Genomic DNA, 17033 nt, shown 5'->3' with positions numbered 1-17033 from the left:
CGGCGACTACCGAGTCGGTCTGCCGGGAAACCTCCATGATCGTCGCCGGGATCCGCAGGTGACGGATCGCCTGCCGGAGACGGGTGTCGTGGGTGAAGACGATCACCTGCCGGTCCCGGGCGTAGAGGTCCAGGACGCGGGCCAGCCCGTCCACCTTCTCGGGGTCCATGGACTGGACCGGGTCGTCGATCACCAGGAACTTGAAGGGACTGTCCGGGTGGGTGGCGCGGGGAATGAACAAGGACAACGCGAGAGAGTGCAGTTCGCCCTGGCTCATGACACTGAACGCGGACGTCTCCGTGGAGTCCACGGACACATCGAGACGGACCTTTCGCGCAGCGGCGGCACCCGTCAGGCTGATGGATCCCAGCGACACGTTGCTCCGTTCACACAGGAGCTTCCAAACTGTTTGCGATTGGCCGGCGAGGGGCTTCAGGCGCACGTCGTGCAGCTCGTCGGTCATCTTCCTGAGCCAGAGGCAGATGGCCTTGGCCAGCTTGACGCGGGGTTTCGCCGACGCTGCGGCCTCCGCCTGCCGCAGCCACTGTGTGAGCCTTCCAGCCATGACCTGCCAACGGCCGTCCTGGTCGGCGAGCAGTTTCGTGGCGTCCTCACGCACCTGGTGGCAGGCGTCGCCGAGTACGGCCTCAGCCGACTCTGCCCTGCCCGCCAGCTCTCGGGGCTCGCTCACGACCCGGCACGCGGCCCAGTCTCGCCACACGGAGGCCAGGGCAGGCTCGTCGGCCTGAAGGCGGCTGGGTACCGGCTGCACGAGATCGTGGACGGCTCGGACGGCGGCAGCGAGCCCGTCCTGCGCGGCCTGCGCCTCCGTGGCCTCCCGCTGGAGCCGTGCGATCTGCACCCAGGCATCGTCGGCCCACGCCTCGTCAAGTCGGCTCGCGCTGCCGCAGAGCGGGCAATCGGTGGAGTCCGGGTGGCGCCGTCGGTGCTCCAGCGCACTCTCCAGGAGCGCGATGAGCTGGCGAGCATCCTCCGCGGCACCGAACCGGGCGTCCTCCGCAGTAGCTGCGGCGTCGCGCAGTCGCGTGACGGCAGCGCCGACCGCATCGCGGTCGGGCGCTGTCAGGCCGGCCAGTCGACGCAGTCGGGCAAGGGCGTTGTCGTCGGTGGCCTGGTGGTCGCTGAGCAGCGCACGTACGCCGTCGAGGTCCGGCTCCCGCCCACTCAGCGCAGCTACGGCACGGACTGCCCGGGGGTCGTCAAGCTCCAACAGCTCCCGCACGACGATGCCTGAGAGCTCGGTAGCATCCGCGACCGTGTCGACCAGCTGTTTGGTGTGGGCCTTCGCCGCCTTGACCGTATCGGCGAGCTCCTCCAGGCCGAGGATCTGGGCGAGCGCGTCGTGCAGCTCGGTCTGCTTCCCGTTGATCATCGCCCCGAGTTCGCTGTAGGGGAGGAACGGCCGGTAGAGCGCCAGCTTTTCGGTGTCGATGAGTTCATGCAGCTCGGCGTCGGAAGCATCGGAGCGCTCAGCGACGGTACGGGCGTCTTCGAGCCGTTCCCCCTGCCAGGTCCGTCGCACGGTGGCCGGAACGCTGCCGTCGCCGATGGAGAGTGCGACGGAGACCTGCGGGGCGGACCGGTCGTGAAGGTTGCGCCAGCCCTCAGTCCAGACCTTGGTTCGTCCCTGCCAGCGGCGGTTGTCGCCCGTCAAAGCCATCTCGGCGGCTTCGGCAAAGCTCGACTTGCCGGAGCCGTTGCGGCCCGCGATCACCGTCAGCCCGGGCTCCGGACTCAGTTCGAGCGTGGTCACGGGGCCGATGCCCCGCCATCCGGTGGCGGAGATAGAACTCAGAAACACCGGACCCGCCCCGCCCTCGATCCTCGTCCTCTGCTCGGTGGGCAACCACGCGCGGGCAAGCTCCTGAGCCTCAATGGTCAACCCCGAGTCGGACAGGCGGCTGAGGAGCAGATCACGCAGGGAAACCGACGCACCGTCGGACCGGACCTCGGCTTCTGCGGCCACATGCGTGTCGGTCATGGGTGTGCTCCTTGCCTGGAACGTCAACGGAAGGACGGGGCACACACCTTGACGCCCCGTTACATGAGTCAGAATGTATGAACCTGTTAGCGCTGTCAACATGCTTTATGGAAGGCTGGAATCGAATACGTGTACACACGTAGCCGCCCCGGACCATGTAGCTCTTCGACTCGCGACCCCCCGGACGAACACTCGTAGGTTGAGACTCCGAGCGAAGGGGAACGGCCTTGATCGACATGAACGAACGGCAGAAGGAGGTCCTCACCGGGGGGAGCCGCCTGGCCGCCGAGTGGTTCGCACGCGGCGTGGACGCCGACTACCTCACCCAGGCCCTCACGTCCGGACTCCCCGCCCAGATCGGCTCACCCATCGGCCCCGTACGCCGCCGCCTCACCGACAAACTCCCGCCCCAACTCCCCCGCACAGCTGCCTCCGCCGCAACCGAGAGCCCCGCCCGCCGTCTGATGCTCGAATGCGCCGAATGCGGCCGCCCCGGACCGCCCGCCGCCCTCCCCGACGGCCTCTGCCCGCTCCTGCCGCGCCCCCTCCGCGACCTGACGAGGCTGCCCTGAGCATGTGGCGGGGGGATCTGAGCAAGCAGCGATGCGCTCGGTCCGCATGGGGCCGCTCCGGTGGTGGCGGTGCCACGTGCTGACACCAGCCGCAATCCATACAACGCCACGGATCGGCGCAGCCGTGTGAGGCTCTCAGCTTCGGAGGGGCGCACAGACAGTGCGCGTGGCCGTTGCGGTAAAAGCCTTCACTGCCGGCGCCTGGACGGTAGTGGCAGTGCTGCGAATCAAGGTTTCGGACGGTTGGACATGTGGCTCCACACCGCATGTTCCAGCGCCCCGCGATCGTGCCCGAGTCGGTCTGCGGTCTCCTCGTAGACATGGCGCAGGTCGAGATAGGCGGTCACTCCGAGACCGGCTTCCCGAGCGAACGTGCGCAGGTGCACGTCCACGGCCACGTGTGAGCCGCCGACCAGGGAGCCCAGATAGTCGACCGTCTTGAGGCCGACGCCGTGTATCGCGAGGAGTGCGGAGCGATTGTTGTCCTGCTTCAGCCACGTGTGTAGGTCGTCACGCGTATCCACGCCGCTCGCGGCGAGAAGATCCGCGACCGCGCCAATGGCAGCGAGCTTCCTCTGGTGCTTGGTGCGGAGGACCGCGCCGAGATCTGCGTCGACCAAGCGCGCGCGAAAGCGAATCACCGTGTCCGCGTCGGGCCAAGTGCTCTGCAAGCCCTCTACACGCGGCCGGACCCATCGTTCGTAGTGCCTGGCCTGCTGGATGATCGCGTCGCAGATCACGGCACCCATGTGGTGCCATCCGGCTGCTGGCAGGAACGGGCCGTCGCCCAGAACGGCCTGCACGTGGGCGGCGAGTTCGGAGACGGCTTCCTTCTCGGTCACGGCTCATGATGGCGGGCGCCTTCCCCCGTTGTCGATAGCCGCGTCCTTGCTCAACAGCAGTTGGCTCTCCTGAATCACCGTCGCGGGAAAGCCATGTCTTCCACGATTCCGCCGCTGAGCCGCCCTCGGCACGACAGACTGGAACGAGACGGCATCTGGAGGCGGCACGTGGTGAGTCGGGCATGTGACGGTTGGGTCTATGGCCTCAAGGAGCAGACGCTCTGCTTCACCGGGAAGATCGTCGTAGACGGCGAGTGGATAGTCCGGACGAAATGCGACGCGAAGGCCAGACAGCGAGGCGCGCAGAGCAAAGCCGACTTCTCCGCCAAGATCAGCCTCGTTGTCCACGGCGACCTCAGCACCAAGATCGTGTCCGACGCCGGGCGGAACTACAGCGACACCCTTCTGGGTGCCGAGCACGAGCGCCAACACGGAAACCATGTTCATCTCGTGGACAGCAAGGGTTTCGGCGACCTGATCCACGGCTTCCCCGCACCTTGCCTGAAGCTGCGGCGCCCTCCTCGCGGCACCAGCCCTGTACTGGTGCCTCCGCAGGCGCGCTACGACGTCCTCGGGGCTCCCCTGCGAACACGACAGGTCGGCCGGCACGACAGAGAGGAGTTGGCCGTGGATCTCAGCTCCCTCGACAAGGCGACAGCGGCCCATGAGTCGACCGTCGGCGCACTCATCGCGCACCTGGCCAGCCGCGAAATCAAGGTTCACACCTATGCGAGGAACAGCCCGAAATTCGACGCGGGCTGGGCAGTCGGAACCGAGTTGTTCATCGCCGAGGTCAAGAGCCTGACGGGGACGAGCCAGGATCAACAAGTCCGCCTGGGTATCGGCCAAGTACTCGACTACGCGCAGCAACTCCGACACCGTGGCTCCGGCCATTCGATACGGCCCGTCCTGGTCCTGGAGAAGAAGCCGGCGGACGGCCGGTGGGCTTCACTCGCCCAGGCAGTCGGTATCCGGCTGACCTGGGGTCCGCGATTCGAGGGGATCTGAGCCTTCGGCCGATGCGGCTGCAGAATGGCTGCCCGAGCCTGATCACGCGTGCGAGCAGGGGCTTTTCGCCCACACGATCTCGGTGTAGGCGTCCCTGCACTTGCAGCCCGCGCCTCGGAGTAGGCCGCGACGAGGAACACCCAGCAATGCACCTGCGAAGCGCTTCGCGCTCAGGCGGTCACGGAGACCGAGCGCGTCACGAATGCAGCGAGTATCGCCATAGTGCGTACCTCAAACACTAAGTGACGCTATGTTGCTTGCGCGCAGGCTCCAGCGCGACGAAAGGTCTATTGCCATGCCCCGTCTCAACCTCGCCCACCTGACCCTCACGGCAGCCCAGAACATCCAGACCGCCGACGACGTCCGTCGTGACCCGGCCGTCATCAAGGCGGCCAAGCAGTTCGCGGAGGACAGTGTCCAGACTTTCCGCTCCGGTACTGCGCTGGCACGAGAGGTTCAGTCCTCCTGGCGTCGCCACAGCCCTCTGACCAAGGGAACCGCAACCAATGAATGATTTCAGCGCAGAAGCGATGGGCCTCGTGATCCGCGAGCGCCGCCAGGCCCAGAATCCGTCGGTGACGCAGGATGAGTTGGCTAAGCGGGCCGACTACGGGAAGGGTGGCGCGGTTTCGATCTCCCGGATCGAGGGCGGGCTCATCAGCCCGGGAGAGCACCGTCTGGCCGCTATCGCCCTCGCGCTCCAACTCACACCTGCGCAGCTCAAGCAGGAGGCGGAGGACCGAACCACGTCTCTCGCTCGTCAGCGGGGCCAGAGGCCGGTGAAGTTGCGCGACCAAGTCGCGGAGACGAAAAGACGTCACGCCGAGATCAACGAGAAAGCGGCCGAGCGGTCGAAGATCACCCAAGAATACGGGGAAGCCTTCAACCGCGTCCATGATGTCGTCCGCGACGAGTTCTTCATGAGGTTCGTGGAGCTGGCCGAGAGCATCAGCGGGGCACCCGAACCAGAGAGGCTGAGAGAGGAGGAGGCCGAGAGCACTGAGGAGGCCCCTGCGGCAATACGTATCGAGGCCATGTCCGCCGGAATCGCCAACGCGATCCGCGGTGCCGCCACTGGAGGCGCAGCCGGGGTGGCAGTGGGCGGCGCCGCAGCCTACGGTGCGTTCACCGCCGCCGCGTTGTTCGGTACCGCCTCCACCGGAGCGGCTATCTCGACGCTGTCCGGGGTGGCTGCGACCAACGCGGCTCTGGCCCTCCTGGGAGGAGGCACGCTGGCCGCGGGCGGCGCGGGCATGGCGGGTGGAATCCTCCTGCTCACCGGCATGGTCGCCGCCCCAGCGGCAGCGCTGGCGGCCGCCGGCTTCTACATCTTGAGGCAGCGCCGGAACAAGAAGGAGGAGGAACGTCTCCGAACCGAGGTCGAGGCTGCGGAAGCGGCTTTGGATCAGTCACAGCAAGGCTTCGACGCGATGATCGACGTGCTGGATCGCGCCACGGCCACCATGGAGTACGTCGAAGTCCACGGCACCCACGCTCTTGAGAAGTGGAGGGCGGGTCTGCCGCCGGAGCCCCGGGACTGGGAATCGCTCGGGCACGAGGGTCAGGAACGGTACAAGGAGTTCCTCACCGTGGCAGGATGCTTCCTCGCCACGAGCCTCATCAACGTCCCCGCTCTTCTCACGGCAACGCCCGACGACTTGCGCGACTTGGACAAGGCCATCGACGAGACGCTGAGGTACGCGGACAGGACCATCAAGTCGACCGTCTGAGTCCCGAAGTCGTTGCCACGCGCAGACCTGGTGCGATGCGCCGGCCCTGTTCGACGTACGTGGCGGGGGTCAGCCGGCTCGGCGGGGCATCGCATGATCCGGCGGCCCATCAGGGACATCTTCATGTCCTTCCCGTGCCGCACTCCGCCCAGACGGTCTTGGCGCTCGGCGGGTACGGTGCCGCGCCCCAGCGGTCGGCAAGTGCGGCAACGATGTGCAGCCCCCTTCCCCCGTCACCTTCACCGTCGAGTACCCGCCCCAGGGCGGGCAGCCGGTCACCACGTGCATCGGTGACCTCGACACGAACAGGGCTGGTCGTACTCCCCTGCATGAGACCGAGCCTGAAGTCACGCCCCCTCACGTATCCATGGAACACGGCGTTGGCGGCGAGCTCGGCGACGATCAACTCGGCGCGCTCTGTGAGCTGCGGTTCGACGCCCCAGGATCGGAGCTCGGTGACCGTCAGGAGGCGGGCGAGACGCGCGCCGCGCCTGGTGGACGAAAGCAGTTGACTGAACACGTATGCGGTGGAGTGCAGTTGCGTAGTGGTTTGGTTCACGTGGCTACGGTGACGGCTCCGCGCACGGGTCCGCGAGAGCCACACCACGTACGCAAAGTCACCGTACGGGCACTTGGAGTGGACAGTACGCCTGTGCGCCGTCACGCTGAGTGGGCCCGGACCGCGGGGAGCGCCGCGGATGTACGTGGAGGTGGCGGCGTGACGGAGATCGTCGAGAAGGATTCCGATGCGAGGGCGGAGGAGTCGGAGCGGGAACCCGATCCATCGGACAGTCTGCGGACGTTCGGTGCTGTCGTCCAGGCGCTGCGCGAACACGCGGGCCTCAGCCGGGTGGACTTCGGGGCGCAGGTCCGGTTCTCCAAACACACGGTGGAGTCAGTCGAGTTGGGGCGCCGAATGCCGGACGAGGCGTTCGTGGAGCGCGCGGAGGAGGCCCTGGGCAACACGGGTGCGCTGCGGAAGGCCGCCCGGCACCTGACACGGGGCGAGCCAGGGCTTGCGACGTGGTTCAGGCGGTGGGCCCGGCTGGAGAAGGTAGCGATGAGCCTGTGCACGTACGAGTGCCGGCTAGTGCCGGGGTTGTTGCAGTCGGAGGCGTACGCGCGGGCGGTGTTCGACAACAGCATTCCGCTACTGACGGATGAACAACTGGATGCGCAGCTCGCAGCCCGGCTGGAGCGACAAAAAGTGCTGTACGAGCGACCGACGGTTCCGTTCAGCTTCATCGTGGAGGAATCTGTCATCCGTCGAAGGTTGGGCGGGGCGGACGTGCGGCGGGACATGATCGACCGCGTACTGGAGCTCTGCGCGCCGCGCAATGTGACGCTGCAGGTGATGCCGCTGGGGACCGAATTCCATGCGTGCTTGGATGGACCGGTGCAGTTGCTGGAGACCCCGGAGGGGCGGCGGCTCGGGTACTCCGAGGGGCAACAGAACGGGCGGCTGATCACCGACCCGAAAGAGGTGAGCCTCCTCCATCAGCGCTATGACACACTGCGCTCGCAGGCCCTGAACCCCAAGGAATCGCGGGGCCTACTGGAGAGACTGCGAGGAGAGCTATGACCACCACAACGGATCTCGCCTGGTTCAAGTCCAGCTACAGCGGCACCCAAGGCGACAGCTGCGTAGAGGTCGCAGTCGGCCAACAAGCCGTCCACGTACGGGACTCCAAAGATGCGACTCGTCCGGACTTCGCTGTCGGCCGTGACGGCTGGGCGCAGTTCGTGCGGTATGCCGCAGGCGTCTGAATGCGCAGGGGCCGGAGCAATGGCTTCCGGCCCCTTGTACAACACAGCGTCAGGATTCGGGCGCCGGATTGCCACCGTGTGCGGCGAACGCTCGGGTCTGCTCCGCCTTTCTCAACGCTCCCAGTTCGATGGGACGCAGACCATGTGGCCTGCCGAGTTGCTTCAGAACCTTGTCGAGATACGGCACCGGCGTGTGGCCCGGACCAATGACGAGTGACGACAACAGAACGCCTGAGGGCGAGTCGGCGCGGTCCACACCGACAAGGATCCAAATTCGGTCGTTCACCGTGAGGTCATCGGGGTCGTGTCCTGCGGCAGCGGCGAGAAACTGCCAGCCCACGCACCGCTGGTGCTCAGCAGCGTCGATCAACGCCTTCCGAACAGCCCTCACCACAGCCTTGTGGTTGTAGCCTCGGATCGTCGCGCGGCCACCGGCCTTGTTGCCGACCGTGGCGGGTGTACGGGGTACGGGAACAGCCTTCCTCGCCGTGAGCCGACGCTCCTCCTGCGCCCTCAGACTTTGTACGACTACGTCCGTGGTCTCGCCACGTACCAGCGCGTAGGCCCTGCGCACCTCGCGCTCATGGACCTCCTCAAGCGTCCCATCCTCACTCGCATCATCCCTACCGAGCTCCGCAAGGATGTCCGCGAAGAAGCGCGGGGCACCGATTGCATCCCCTTGCATTTTCACTAGGGAGGACAAAATGGGCTTGTTGGCCGCGCGCGGATAGTCCACAGCAACAAGGAGCCTGACGCGATCCGCAGGACTGAAGTCGCCAGGAGCCGCGCCAGCATGGGGAGCAAGTTTCTCCCAGTTGATGACGCCCCGCGCATGCGCGATCTGAGTCAACTTTGCACGGAAGGCCTGAACTATGGACACCTCACGCGTCGCTCGCGCGTCAACGTGTGGTCCAGGGGCGAGTGCCGGTGTGGCCACCTCCACCGCCGCAGGGGGCTCCGGCACTTGTTCCGGAGGCTTCAGGTCCGGCCACCGCGGATCCCTGCTTTCCGCGAGCGGTGAGCACCCGTCAGTGTGAATGACGAGCCAACTCGCATCAGCTTCGCTCGGTATGGGAAGCGTACTCAGGTGGGCAATACCGTCGATGACGTGGATGCGATGCGGCTGCGGTTGTGCCGCCCCTCGGGGTAGCGAGATCCGAGCCCGGATCAGCACAGACCCTCTCGGCTGTACGTCGGCATCGTAGAGGCGACTCTCGTCGCCCTGAGCCGTCACTTCGATTCCCCCGGTAAATGCAATGGATCCCGGGAGCAACGGGAACGCCACGAGGGCTTGCGGCTCAGCCTCAGCTCGCTCGCCGTCCTGCTCAGCGAGCTGCGGCGTGACGATCCCGGTGGCATCCAGGTGTGCCTCAGCCAGTGGCACCCACTCGACGGAGTGGTCCGTCATCTGCGTACCGACGTACACCTCCCGCATGTCATCCACCGTGCGGCACTCAAAACGGATGGCATGGCCGTGCTCGCGCGCCTCGTTGTGCGCGAGCCCACTGCCTGGACCGTACGCCCAGTGGACTACTGCCGCCCCTCCGACGTGAGCTGGGGCACGCTCGTTCTGCCAGTCGCGCAGAGCGAGGCGACCCATTTGCACTCTGATCATTCGGCGCGGAGCCCCGAAACGAACCTCGACCGCACCCCCAGGTCCGAATCCGTGGTCGAGGTAATTCACCGACACCGACTGATGGCTCTGCTTCTGGAGCCACCTCCGCAGCGCCTGTCCGATGTAAAGGTGGTCGGCGCTGTCCTCACCGACCGCCGTGCGGCGGCAGTGCACGGGCGGCCGGTGTGCGAAGTGGCACTTCTTTCGCTCGCTCCGACGTACAGTCAGGATCTTTCCGCAACCGCCGAGCAGGGTCCCGCAGTAGAAGTCATCCCGTCCTCGACCGTGCATGAACCGGTCGAATCCATCGTGGTCGTACGGCAGGAAGACAGGCCAGTCGGCTTCCGCCCCACCTACGACGGCCGTCTGAACCTTGCGAGTGTCCTCTCCATCCGGAAAGGAATCGATAACCGGCATGCGTGGGCTCCGTGGGTGCGAGGCGCTGGCGACAAGGGCTCATGCGTACAGGGTCGACCGATCAGGCGTCTGGGTGTCGGGAGCCGTGGCCGGGGGGCGGGGTGAGGGTGGAGGTGTAGTTCTCGCCGTCGACGAGAGGGTTCTCCAAGGTGAGGCCGGCCGCGGCCATGCGGTCGTACTCGGCAAGGATGAGGTCCTTGGTGCGGTAGGTGTCGTACTTGGCCTCGTCCTTACGCTTGACAATAGAAAATGTATCGAGAATGTAGTCGACGTCGCCACGGTTGATTCCGTAGAGGTGAAAGAACAGTGCGTCCAACTCGGCTCGTATGACAAAACGGCGACCCTCATTCCAGACAAACGGGGTACCGATGTCGCCGATGTCGCCAGCAAGTGGCGCCATGTCCCATGCGGTAAAAGTGAGTTCTAGAATTCGCGGGATCACAAATGAAGAATGAACGGATAGACGTTCCGGGGAGAGCACGGCAAGCTGTTTCAGAACAGTCAGCGTCATGTGCGCGTTACCAATTTTCTGGCGGCTTACGTAGTCGTACACAAACGATGACTGGCTCGCACAGAGAGTGGCGATCAACTCGGCGGAGAGAGAGGGCAGCATGAGTAGATAAGTATGCCCAACTGCAGAGCGAGGCAGGAACGCGTGAATTGCAGTGCGCTCATTAGTGGCACTGGTCACGTCACACCACCCGAGCAGCCAGTCCCGATCCCAACTAGCTGCTTCCAGCTTCGACGAAACTTCTCGGCTATCAACCCAGTGCAATGGTACGGCGCACCGCTCTGGGTTCCTCAACTCGTCTACTGAGAGGTAGCGCGGCTGGTTCTGCCGCTTCACTGCCGTGGCGCTCTTGACCACATCTGCCGCTCTGTGGTTGTAGAAGTCGACCATCTTCGCTTCGTAAAGAGGGAGCATCTCACTGCCCTCCCTACTGAATCTATTCCCAAAAAGATCCCAACCGGCAGCACTCAACTCATCTCCAGAATGGAACAGTCCCGACTCATGGGCCATGTGGAACAAGCCCTGCAGGAAGGAAATGCCCCACGGATTACCAGACGAATCGAGATCTCTGATGAAGACTGGAACACGACGGTAGATGCCCAGGGTGATTTCGTAGTCACGGCGGGACCGAAAAATTGAACAAGTTCCCGTATTAGGATTGAGGAGAGTGATCTCCTCAGAGTCGAGGGTAAACGCGCGGTCTGGGTTATCTAGTTCCGCGGCGTCGCGCAGAAAGAACGCGAACCGTGCAGCCTGTTCTGGCAGAGCGCACCCTACCAGAGAAAGGATACTAAACTTGAACGAGCGGTGAACGTCAGGGAAAACAGGCGCTGCATTTTCAAAGTCGTAGAGCGCGGCAATTTCCCTCTTCAACACAAGATCCTTGAAGAAATACTGCGTTCGCGCGTCCGTTGCAATGCCGGTTGGGACAACAATACCAACCCGCCCTCGCACGCCCAACAACATTCGATCCGTCTCCGTAAAAACCGAGTATGTGTTGAGGTTTCCTTGTCCAGTGAGCGGGGCACGACCAGACCGGCGAAGAAAATGGCTCTCTGCATAGCTTTTACGCCTTGCCACTTCGAACTCATCGAACAATGACCGAGTGCCCGGATCATGCTGGAGTCTCACAATTAGCTCTTTGCGCGCCGACGCCCTGGGGGCCGCCGCAATAGCCGGCACGCGCTGCGCAAAGAACTCCTGCTCCTTCAGTTCCACGCTATCCCATGGCGGGTTCCCCAGAACGCAGTCGAAACCGCCCGCCCAGCCCGTCGCATCGTCTACCCTTACCATCTCGTCTCCCTCCGGGACCGTGAACACCTCGGGGAACGCCAGGTGCCAGTGGAAGAAGCGGTACTGCTCCCGAAGGCGCACGATCTCGTCATGCGTGGCCTTCGACGCACTCGAAGCATTCGGATCCTCCAGCGAGCGGAAGAGGCCCTGAGTCACCGCTCTGGGAGTCTCTGGCGTCTTGAGCCACATAAACGCCGCACACCAGGCGTCCGCCATGTGCAGGGCGGTCACGTACTCGGTGGATTTCTCCCAATTGGCGTAGGCCGCCGCCTGGCCGCGCACCGCGCGCAGGTTACCGGAGGGGGCGGCTGTGATTCGGCGCATACCGGAGGCGAGGGCCGTGTTGGCGACCTTCACGCCATCGTCTTCGATATCGAAGAGGCTGAACTGGCCGCGCCGCTCATCGGCGTTGATCTTCTCCAGGGACTTGGCGTGTTTCTTGTCGTCGCCTTCCGTGGCGATAAACGCATCATCCGGAATCCCGCCCCGCAGCAGGCTCGGCGTCGCCCCGATCAGCGCGTTCCCGTGCTTAACGTGCGCATCCAAAAACCCCAGCGGCTTCCCCGGCTCCAAAGCCTCCAGCCACAACGACACCTTGGCCAGCTCCACCGCCATCGGGTTTAGGTCCACGCCGTAGATGCAGCGGGCCACGACCTCGTGCAGGGCGTGCCGGACCGCGCCCAGCGTCGGTTCCGGGTTGTGTTCCCGTACCGCCGCGACCCGCTTGGCGATGCGCCGCGCCGCCGCCACCAGGAAGTGGCCTGAACCGCAGGCTGGATCGCACACGGTCAGCGACAGCAACTCGCCGACAATCGCGTCCGCCGGGTCGGGCTCACCCGCCGTCGCGGCGGCCTCTTCGCCCCGCTTGACGGCATCGTCCAGGACCGGGTCAAGGGTGGTGTCGAGCAAGCACTCGATCAGCGAGGATGGGGTGTAGTAGGAGCCGGTCGTCTTGCGGGTGTTGCCGGCCAGCTCAACCAGCTCGAAGGTCCGGTCGACCGCGCTGTGCTGCGGGACGAGTTCGAGCAGGGACTCGTAGATCGAGCCCAACTCCTCGGCCCCCAAGTGCCGGTAGTCGACCGTGCGCCAGCGGCGCGTGCCCGCGTCCCGAACCTGGGAGAGGTGTCGGACCGCCGTCAGCAGGTGCTCGTTCGACAGGGACAGACCCTGCAACGGGGCGTCGGTGTCCGTGGCGTCGAAGATGCCGCCGAGTCCCGGCAGGCCCAGCTCCGGGCGGCCGTTCTCGTCGCCGAGTGCGTCGAGGACGATGCCCAGCGCCTGGTAGAGGTCGCCGTGGGAGGTGCCGCGGCGCTTCCGCGCATGGGCGCGGAGTCGGGCCGACGAGAAGTAGGTCTCGTATCGTGTCCGTTCCTGCTCGCTCGCGTCCGGCTTCAGCAGCGCGTCACGGTCCTCTGCGACGAAGATGAAGAGGAGGCGGTAGACCAGGCGCAGCAGGGCGTTGTGCAGGGCCTTGGCGTCGGTGTCCTCGCGCAGGGCGGCGTTCGCCGGGTGGCGCAGGAAGCCCGTGCCGAGCGTGGTGATGGCTTCCTGAACTCCCTTGCGGAGTTGGTCCAGAGCCCGCGTCCCCGAGGCGATCGCCTCCGTGCGCCACTTCTCCAGCCAGCACCCCGAAGCCGACGTGCCCTCCTCCACCGCGAACCGCGACACATGCAGCAGCCGGTACAGCAGCACGAACTCGCTGAACAGTTCGCCGTTGAAGATCGACTCCAGGTCGAACTCCACGTACGACGCCGTGGCCAGTGCACTGGAGTCGCGCAGCAGCCGCACCTGACGGCCGTTCGTCAGCACGCCCCACAGGTGGGCGTCCGTGCGGTTCAGGCACTCCTGGAGCATCGACTGCGGCGGGACCGTGCCCGCGCCGGCCGGTCGTTTGTCCAGCTCGGCGTTCCACGCCGTCTGGTGGATCAGGGCGTGGTTCCAACGGTGGGAGACCCGGAACTTCTTCTCGCTGTCGGAGTCGGCCGCGATGCCCTCCGGGCCCACAGGCGTCAGCGGGCCGAAGCCCAGTTCGCGCCAGAGCGGGGCCAGCCACTCCCCCGCGGCGAGGCCCGTCGGGTCGGTGGCGGGGGCGCCCGTCGTGGGGTCCTCCGGGAGGCGCTTGCGGAGCTCGCGCCACAGCGGCTTCAGGTACTCCCAGCTGCGTTCGGCCTCGTCACGGACCGAGCGGGAGGACGGGAGGCCGTAGTCGGCCGGCTTGGAGCCCGGGGCGTCCTTGCCCTCGCTGATGCGGACCAGCATGTCCGAGGGGAGAAGTGCGCCCACCGTCTGGACGGCAGAGAAGACCTGGTTGCGGGTAGTGGCAGACATCAGGCGGACTCTCCAGCGGCAGAGGCAGAGGCGTCGGGCAGGTAGACATAGGCGCCGAGTATGTCGGCGGGCTTCTGGGCCGTGACGGACAGACCACGGACGATCTCGCCGGAAGCGGCGCGCACCCGGCGGTGCGAGGCGTCGAGGTCGGCCGCGAGTTCGTCGCCGTACGACTCCAGGTGGGTGGTCGTCTCGGGGAGTTGACCCAGGATGCGGGTCATCGTCCGCTCGCCGAAGTGCGGGTCCGTGTTGCCCGTGGCCGTTGCGTCGAGCAGGGTCAGCGCCTCCTCCTGCGTCAGCCACTCCGCGTTCTTCGGGGAGCCGCGGAAAGCCAGGAGCCTCGCGTCCTCCGCGACCAGCTGCTTCTCGCCGCTGCGCGACGGCAGCGTGAGGTGGAAGCGGTAGCGGACCAGGAGCAGTGTCGTGCGGGTGGTGACCGCGTCCGTCGTGACGACGCCGCAGCGGCGGGCCGGGCGGGCGCCCTCGGCCTGGGTGTCCAGGGCCGCGTTCAGGACGTGCGCGGCCAGGGCACCAACGACCGGGTCGGTGCGGACCAGGGCCGCCTCGCCGCGTGCGACCGCCGGGTCGGCGCGGAAGGGGATCGGGTGGTCCTTCTCAATGATCTCCGAGCCGACCACGGGCGCCAGCGCGTCCCGTAGGCCGGCCGGGGTGCCGCCCACCTGGACGGTGAAGTCGCCGCCTGAACCGCCCGAGTCGCCTTCACCCGCGTCCCGCAGGACACCGCTCAGCGCACCCAGGGACTCGCGTACGAAGGTGCGGATCTCGCCGGCGCTGCCCAGTGCCTCGCGGACCGCGCCGACCTCCCGGGCGACCTCCTCGGGGTGGATCGAGCGCTGGGCGAACCGTGAGCGGGAAGCCTTCTCCCGCTCGGCCGCCGAGTTCCAGTCCTTCTCCAGCTGGGCGGCCTTGGTGTCCATCACCTCGTCGGCCGCGAACAGGCCCTCCTGCTCCCCCCGCTGGCCCCGCATGAGCAGCCATTCGACGATGGCGTCGGTGACGCCCGCCGAGGTCTCGTCGGGGATGGAGACGGAGATGCCGAGGTCCTTGCGGATCTGGCGGTACTTCTTGATGAGGACTTCGAGGACCTTGCCGTCGATGCCGTTGTCCGCGCCGTACAGGGTGATGATGCGGACTTCGTCGCGCTTCTGGCCATAGCGGTCGACACGGCCCTCGCGCTGGTCGTGGCGTGTGGGGTTCCAGGCCAGGTCGTAGTGGATGACGGCGTCGAAGTAGTGCTGGAGGTTGACGCCCTCGGAGAGACAGTCGGTGGCGACCAGGACACGGCGGGCGGCCGGGTTGTCCCCCGCCTCCGCCGCCAGTTCGTCGATGCGCTGGATGCGCTGCTGCGGGGAGAGCGTGCCGGTGACAGCACCGACGGTCGCCCGCACGCCGCCCTTGCCCTTCAGCGCCTCGGCGACGTACTCCGCCGTCGGGATGTAGCGGCAGAACACGATCGGGTTGTAGCCGTCGGCGAGCAGCGCCTTCAGGTGCTTGATGAGCGCCTTGAGCTTGAGGTCGTCCTGGACTCCCTCCAGCTCCCTCGCGCGGGCCGCCAGTTCCGCCAGGCGCGCGCCCGCGTTGTCAGGCGTCTCGGCACCGGGGGCGACGTCCAGGCCCTCCAAGGCGTCGCTGTCCGCCGAGTCGGAGTTCAGCGGGGCGCCCAACTTGTCGGCCTCCTCCGCGGAGGAGGCGATCGCGGCGGCCGAGCGGGTGGTGAGGGTCTGGGCGGCGGCGCGCGGGGAGGAGACGAGGGAGCGCAGCAGGGCGATCGCCGACCACCAGGCGATGCGGGCCTCGCGCTTGCCCTGGGAGCCGGCTTCCTCCACGCGCTCGCTCGCGTAGGCGATGGCGTCGTCCAGGAGGGCGCGGTAGGCCGGGGACAGCTTGTACGTCTCGTCCTTGAAGAAGCGGTCCGACGGAAACGCGGTCTTCTCCGCGAGGCTGTCGTCGGCGAGGCCGTCGTCCGTCGTGAGGTACTGGCGTACGTCGGCCCGCTTGCGTGCCACGAAGTGCTGGGCGAGGAGCTTTCGGCCCGACTCCGAGTCCAGGTTCACCGTCGCCAGCTCAGGCTTGACCAGGCTGAGGAGGTTGCGGAACGCGGACTCCTTTCCGCTGTGCGGGGTCGCCGTCACCAGGAGCAGGTGGCGGCTCATGTCCTCGGAGACGCGGCGCAGCAGCTCATAGCGGAGCTGGTTCTGCGAGGAGGTGGAGGTGTCGTCGGCGGCGACACAGGTGTGTGCCTCGTCGACGATGACAAGATCGGGGCAGTGCTTCACGAAGTCGTCGCGGTGGCGGGTGGACTTGATGAAGTCCGTGGAGACGATGACGTGCGGGTACTTGTCGAAGAGGGACTGGCCGAGGTCAAGGCCGCGCTCCAGGCGGGAGACCGTGGAGGAGAGGACGAGCTCCGCGTCGATGCCGAACTTGCTGCGCAGCTCCCCCTGCCACTGCTCGGCCAGTGCGGGCGAGCACAGGACTGCGAGGCCCGTCGCCTCGCCCTGGGCGAGCAGTTCGCTTGCGATGAGGCCTGCCTCGACAGTTTTGCCGATGCCGACGTCGTCGGAGATCAGCATGCGTACGGTCTGCTGGCGCAGTGCCATCAGCAGCGGTACGAGCTGGTAGGCGCGGGGCTCGACCGCGATGCCGGCGAGGGAGCGGAACGGGCCGGCGCCGGAGCGGAAGCCGATGCGCAGCGCGGTGCGGAGCAGGCCGGCGGCGCGCTGGTCGCCGAGGTCGGAGGGTTCGGGGGCGGCGAATTCGGCGCCCTTGACGTCTTCGAAGGCCGGGAAGACAGCGGCGATGTCGTCGTCGGAGCCGCCGAGGGGACGCAGGACAAGCATGTCGGTGGCGCTCTCGGGGAGCACCACCCATTCGCGGCCACGGGCCGTCACCAGGGAACCGGCGGAGTATGTGAGTGCCATGTGAGT

At 66.4% G+C, this 17033-nt stretch carries 13 protein-coding genes; 6 read left to right on the top strand and 7 right to left on the bottom strand.

Going from position 1 to position 17033, the window contains the following annotated elements; translation table 11 throughout:
• Positions 1–2002: AAA family ATPase (locus ACFWFI_RS06485; RefSeq protein ID WP_387386236.1), on the bottom strand; the 2002-nt coding region annotated here is incomplete at its 3' end.
• A gap of 227 nt (positions 2003–2229) precedes the next feature.
• Between ACFWFI_RS06485 and ACFWFI_RS06480 the strand changes: the two genes are divergently transcribed.
• Entirely contained in the window at positions 2230–2574 is a 345-nt protein-coding gene (locus ACFWFI_RS06480) for a hypothetical protein (protein WP_387386234.1), read from the top strand.
• A gap of 227 nt (positions 2575–2801) precedes the next feature.
• Here ACFWFI_RS06480 and ACFWFI_RS06475 read toward each other — a convergent pair whose 3' ends face one another.
• Positions 2802–3416, bottom strand: coding sequence for a hypothetical protein (locus ACFWFI_RS06475; protein ID WP_387386231.1), 615 nt, complete (start codon positions 3414–3416; stop codon positions 2802–2804).
• A gap of 3 nt (positions 3417–3419) precedes the next feature.
• Positions 3420–3899 carry a hypothetical protein gene (locus ACFWFI_RS06470; RefSeq protein WP_387386228.1) on the bottom strand — a complete coding sequence of 160 codons (480 nt, stop codon included), beginning with the start codon at positions 3897–3899 and terminating at the stop codon, positions 3420–3422.
• A 144-nt stretch (positions 3900–4043) separates the two neighbouring features.
• On the opposite strand from ACFWFI_RS06470, the gene ACFWFI_RS06465 reads away from it, so the two are divergent.
• The 3 genes from ACFWFI_RS06465 to ACFWFI_RS06455 all read left to right on the top strand — a co-directional run bounded on the left by ACFWFI_RS06465 (position 4044) and on the right by ACFWFI_RS06455 (position 6154).
• Positions 4044–4424 (top strand): hypothetical protein, encoded by a 381-nt coding sequence (locus ACFWFI_RS06465; protein WP_387386227.1) that lies wholly within the window; start codon positions 4044–4046, stop codon positions 4422–4424.
• 295 nt (positions 4425–4719) lie between these two features.
• A complete protein-coding gene (locus tag ACFWFI_RS06460) occupies positions 4720–4938 on the top strand; it encodes a hypothetical protein (RefSeq protein WP_387386225.1) in 219 nt (72 codons plus the stop codon).
• Complete coding sequence (locus ACFWFI_RS06455; RefSeq protein WP_387386222.1) at positions 4931–6154, top strand: hypothetical protein; 1224 nt, start codon at positions 4931–4933, stop codon at positions 6152–6154. Before ACFWFI_RS06460 ends, ACFWFI_RS06455 begins: the two co-directional genes overlap by 8 nt.
• Positions 6155–6275: 121 nt before the next feature.
• On the opposite strand, the gene ACFWFI_RS06450 is transcribed toward ACFWFI_RS06455, so the two are convergent.
• A complete protein-coding gene (locus tag ACFWFI_RS06450; RefSeq protein WP_387386220.1) occupies positions 6276–6713 on the bottom strand; it encodes an ATP-binding protein in 438 nt (145 codons plus the stop codon).
• Between the two features lie 159 nt (positions 6714–6872).
• Here ACFWFI_RS06450 and ACFWFI_RS06445 point away from each other — a divergent pair, with 159 nt between their 5' ends.
• Both ACFWFI_RS06445 and ACFWFI_RS06440 read left to right on the top strand, forming a co-directional pair.
• On the top strand, positions 6873–7736 hold the full coding sequence (locus ACFWFI_RS06445; protein WP_387386218.1) for a helix-turn-helix domain-containing protein: 864 nt from the start codon (positions 6873–6875) through the stop codon (positions 7734–7736).
• Entirely contained in the window at positions 7733–7921 is a 189-nt protein-coding gene (locus ACFWFI_RS06440) for a DUF397 domain-containing protein (RefSeq protein ID WP_387386216.1), read from the top strand. The genes ACFWFI_RS06445 and ACFWFI_RS06440 overlap by 4 nt, the downstream gene beginning before the upstream one ends.
• Positions 7922–7970: 49 nt before the next feature.
• Here ACFWFI_RS06440 and ACFWFI_RS06435 read toward each other — a convergent pair whose 3' ends face one another.
• From ACFWFI_RS06435 to ACFWFI_RS06425, 3 genes are all read right to left on the bottom strand, one after another.
• Complete coding sequence (locus ACFWFI_RS06435) at positions 7971–9953, bottom strand: competence protein CoiA family protein (RefSeq protein WP_387386215.1); 1983 nt, start codon at positions 9951–9953, stop codon at positions 7971–7973.
• A 61-nt stretch (positions 9954–10014) separates the two neighbouring features.
• Positions 10015–14085 carry an Eco57I restriction-modification methylase domain-containing protein gene (locus ACFWFI_RS06430; RefSeq protein ID WP_387386213.1) on the bottom strand — a complete coding sequence of 1357 codons (4071 nt, stop codon included), beginning with the start codon at positions 14083–14085 and terminating at the stop codon, positions 10015–10017.
• Positions 14085–17027 carry a helicase-related protein gene (locus tag ACFWFI_RS06425; RefSeq protein WP_387386211.1) on the bottom strand — a complete coding sequence of 981 codons (2943 nt, stop codon included), beginning with the start codon at positions 17025–17027 and terminating at the stop codon, positions 14085–14087. The genes ACFWFI_RS06430 and ACFWFI_RS06425 overlap by 1 nt, the downstream gene beginning before the upstream one ends.
• Positions 17028–17033 lie beyond the last annotated feature (6 nt).

It is taken from the genome of Streptomyces sp. NPDC060209 (assembly GCF_042728155.1).
Lineage (GTDB): Bacteria > Actinomycetota > Actinomycetes > Streptomycetales > Streptomycetaceae > Streptomyces.
The sequence above is the reverse complement of the archived record's forward strand: the minus strand, read 5'-3'. Positions and strand labels throughout refer to the sequence as shown.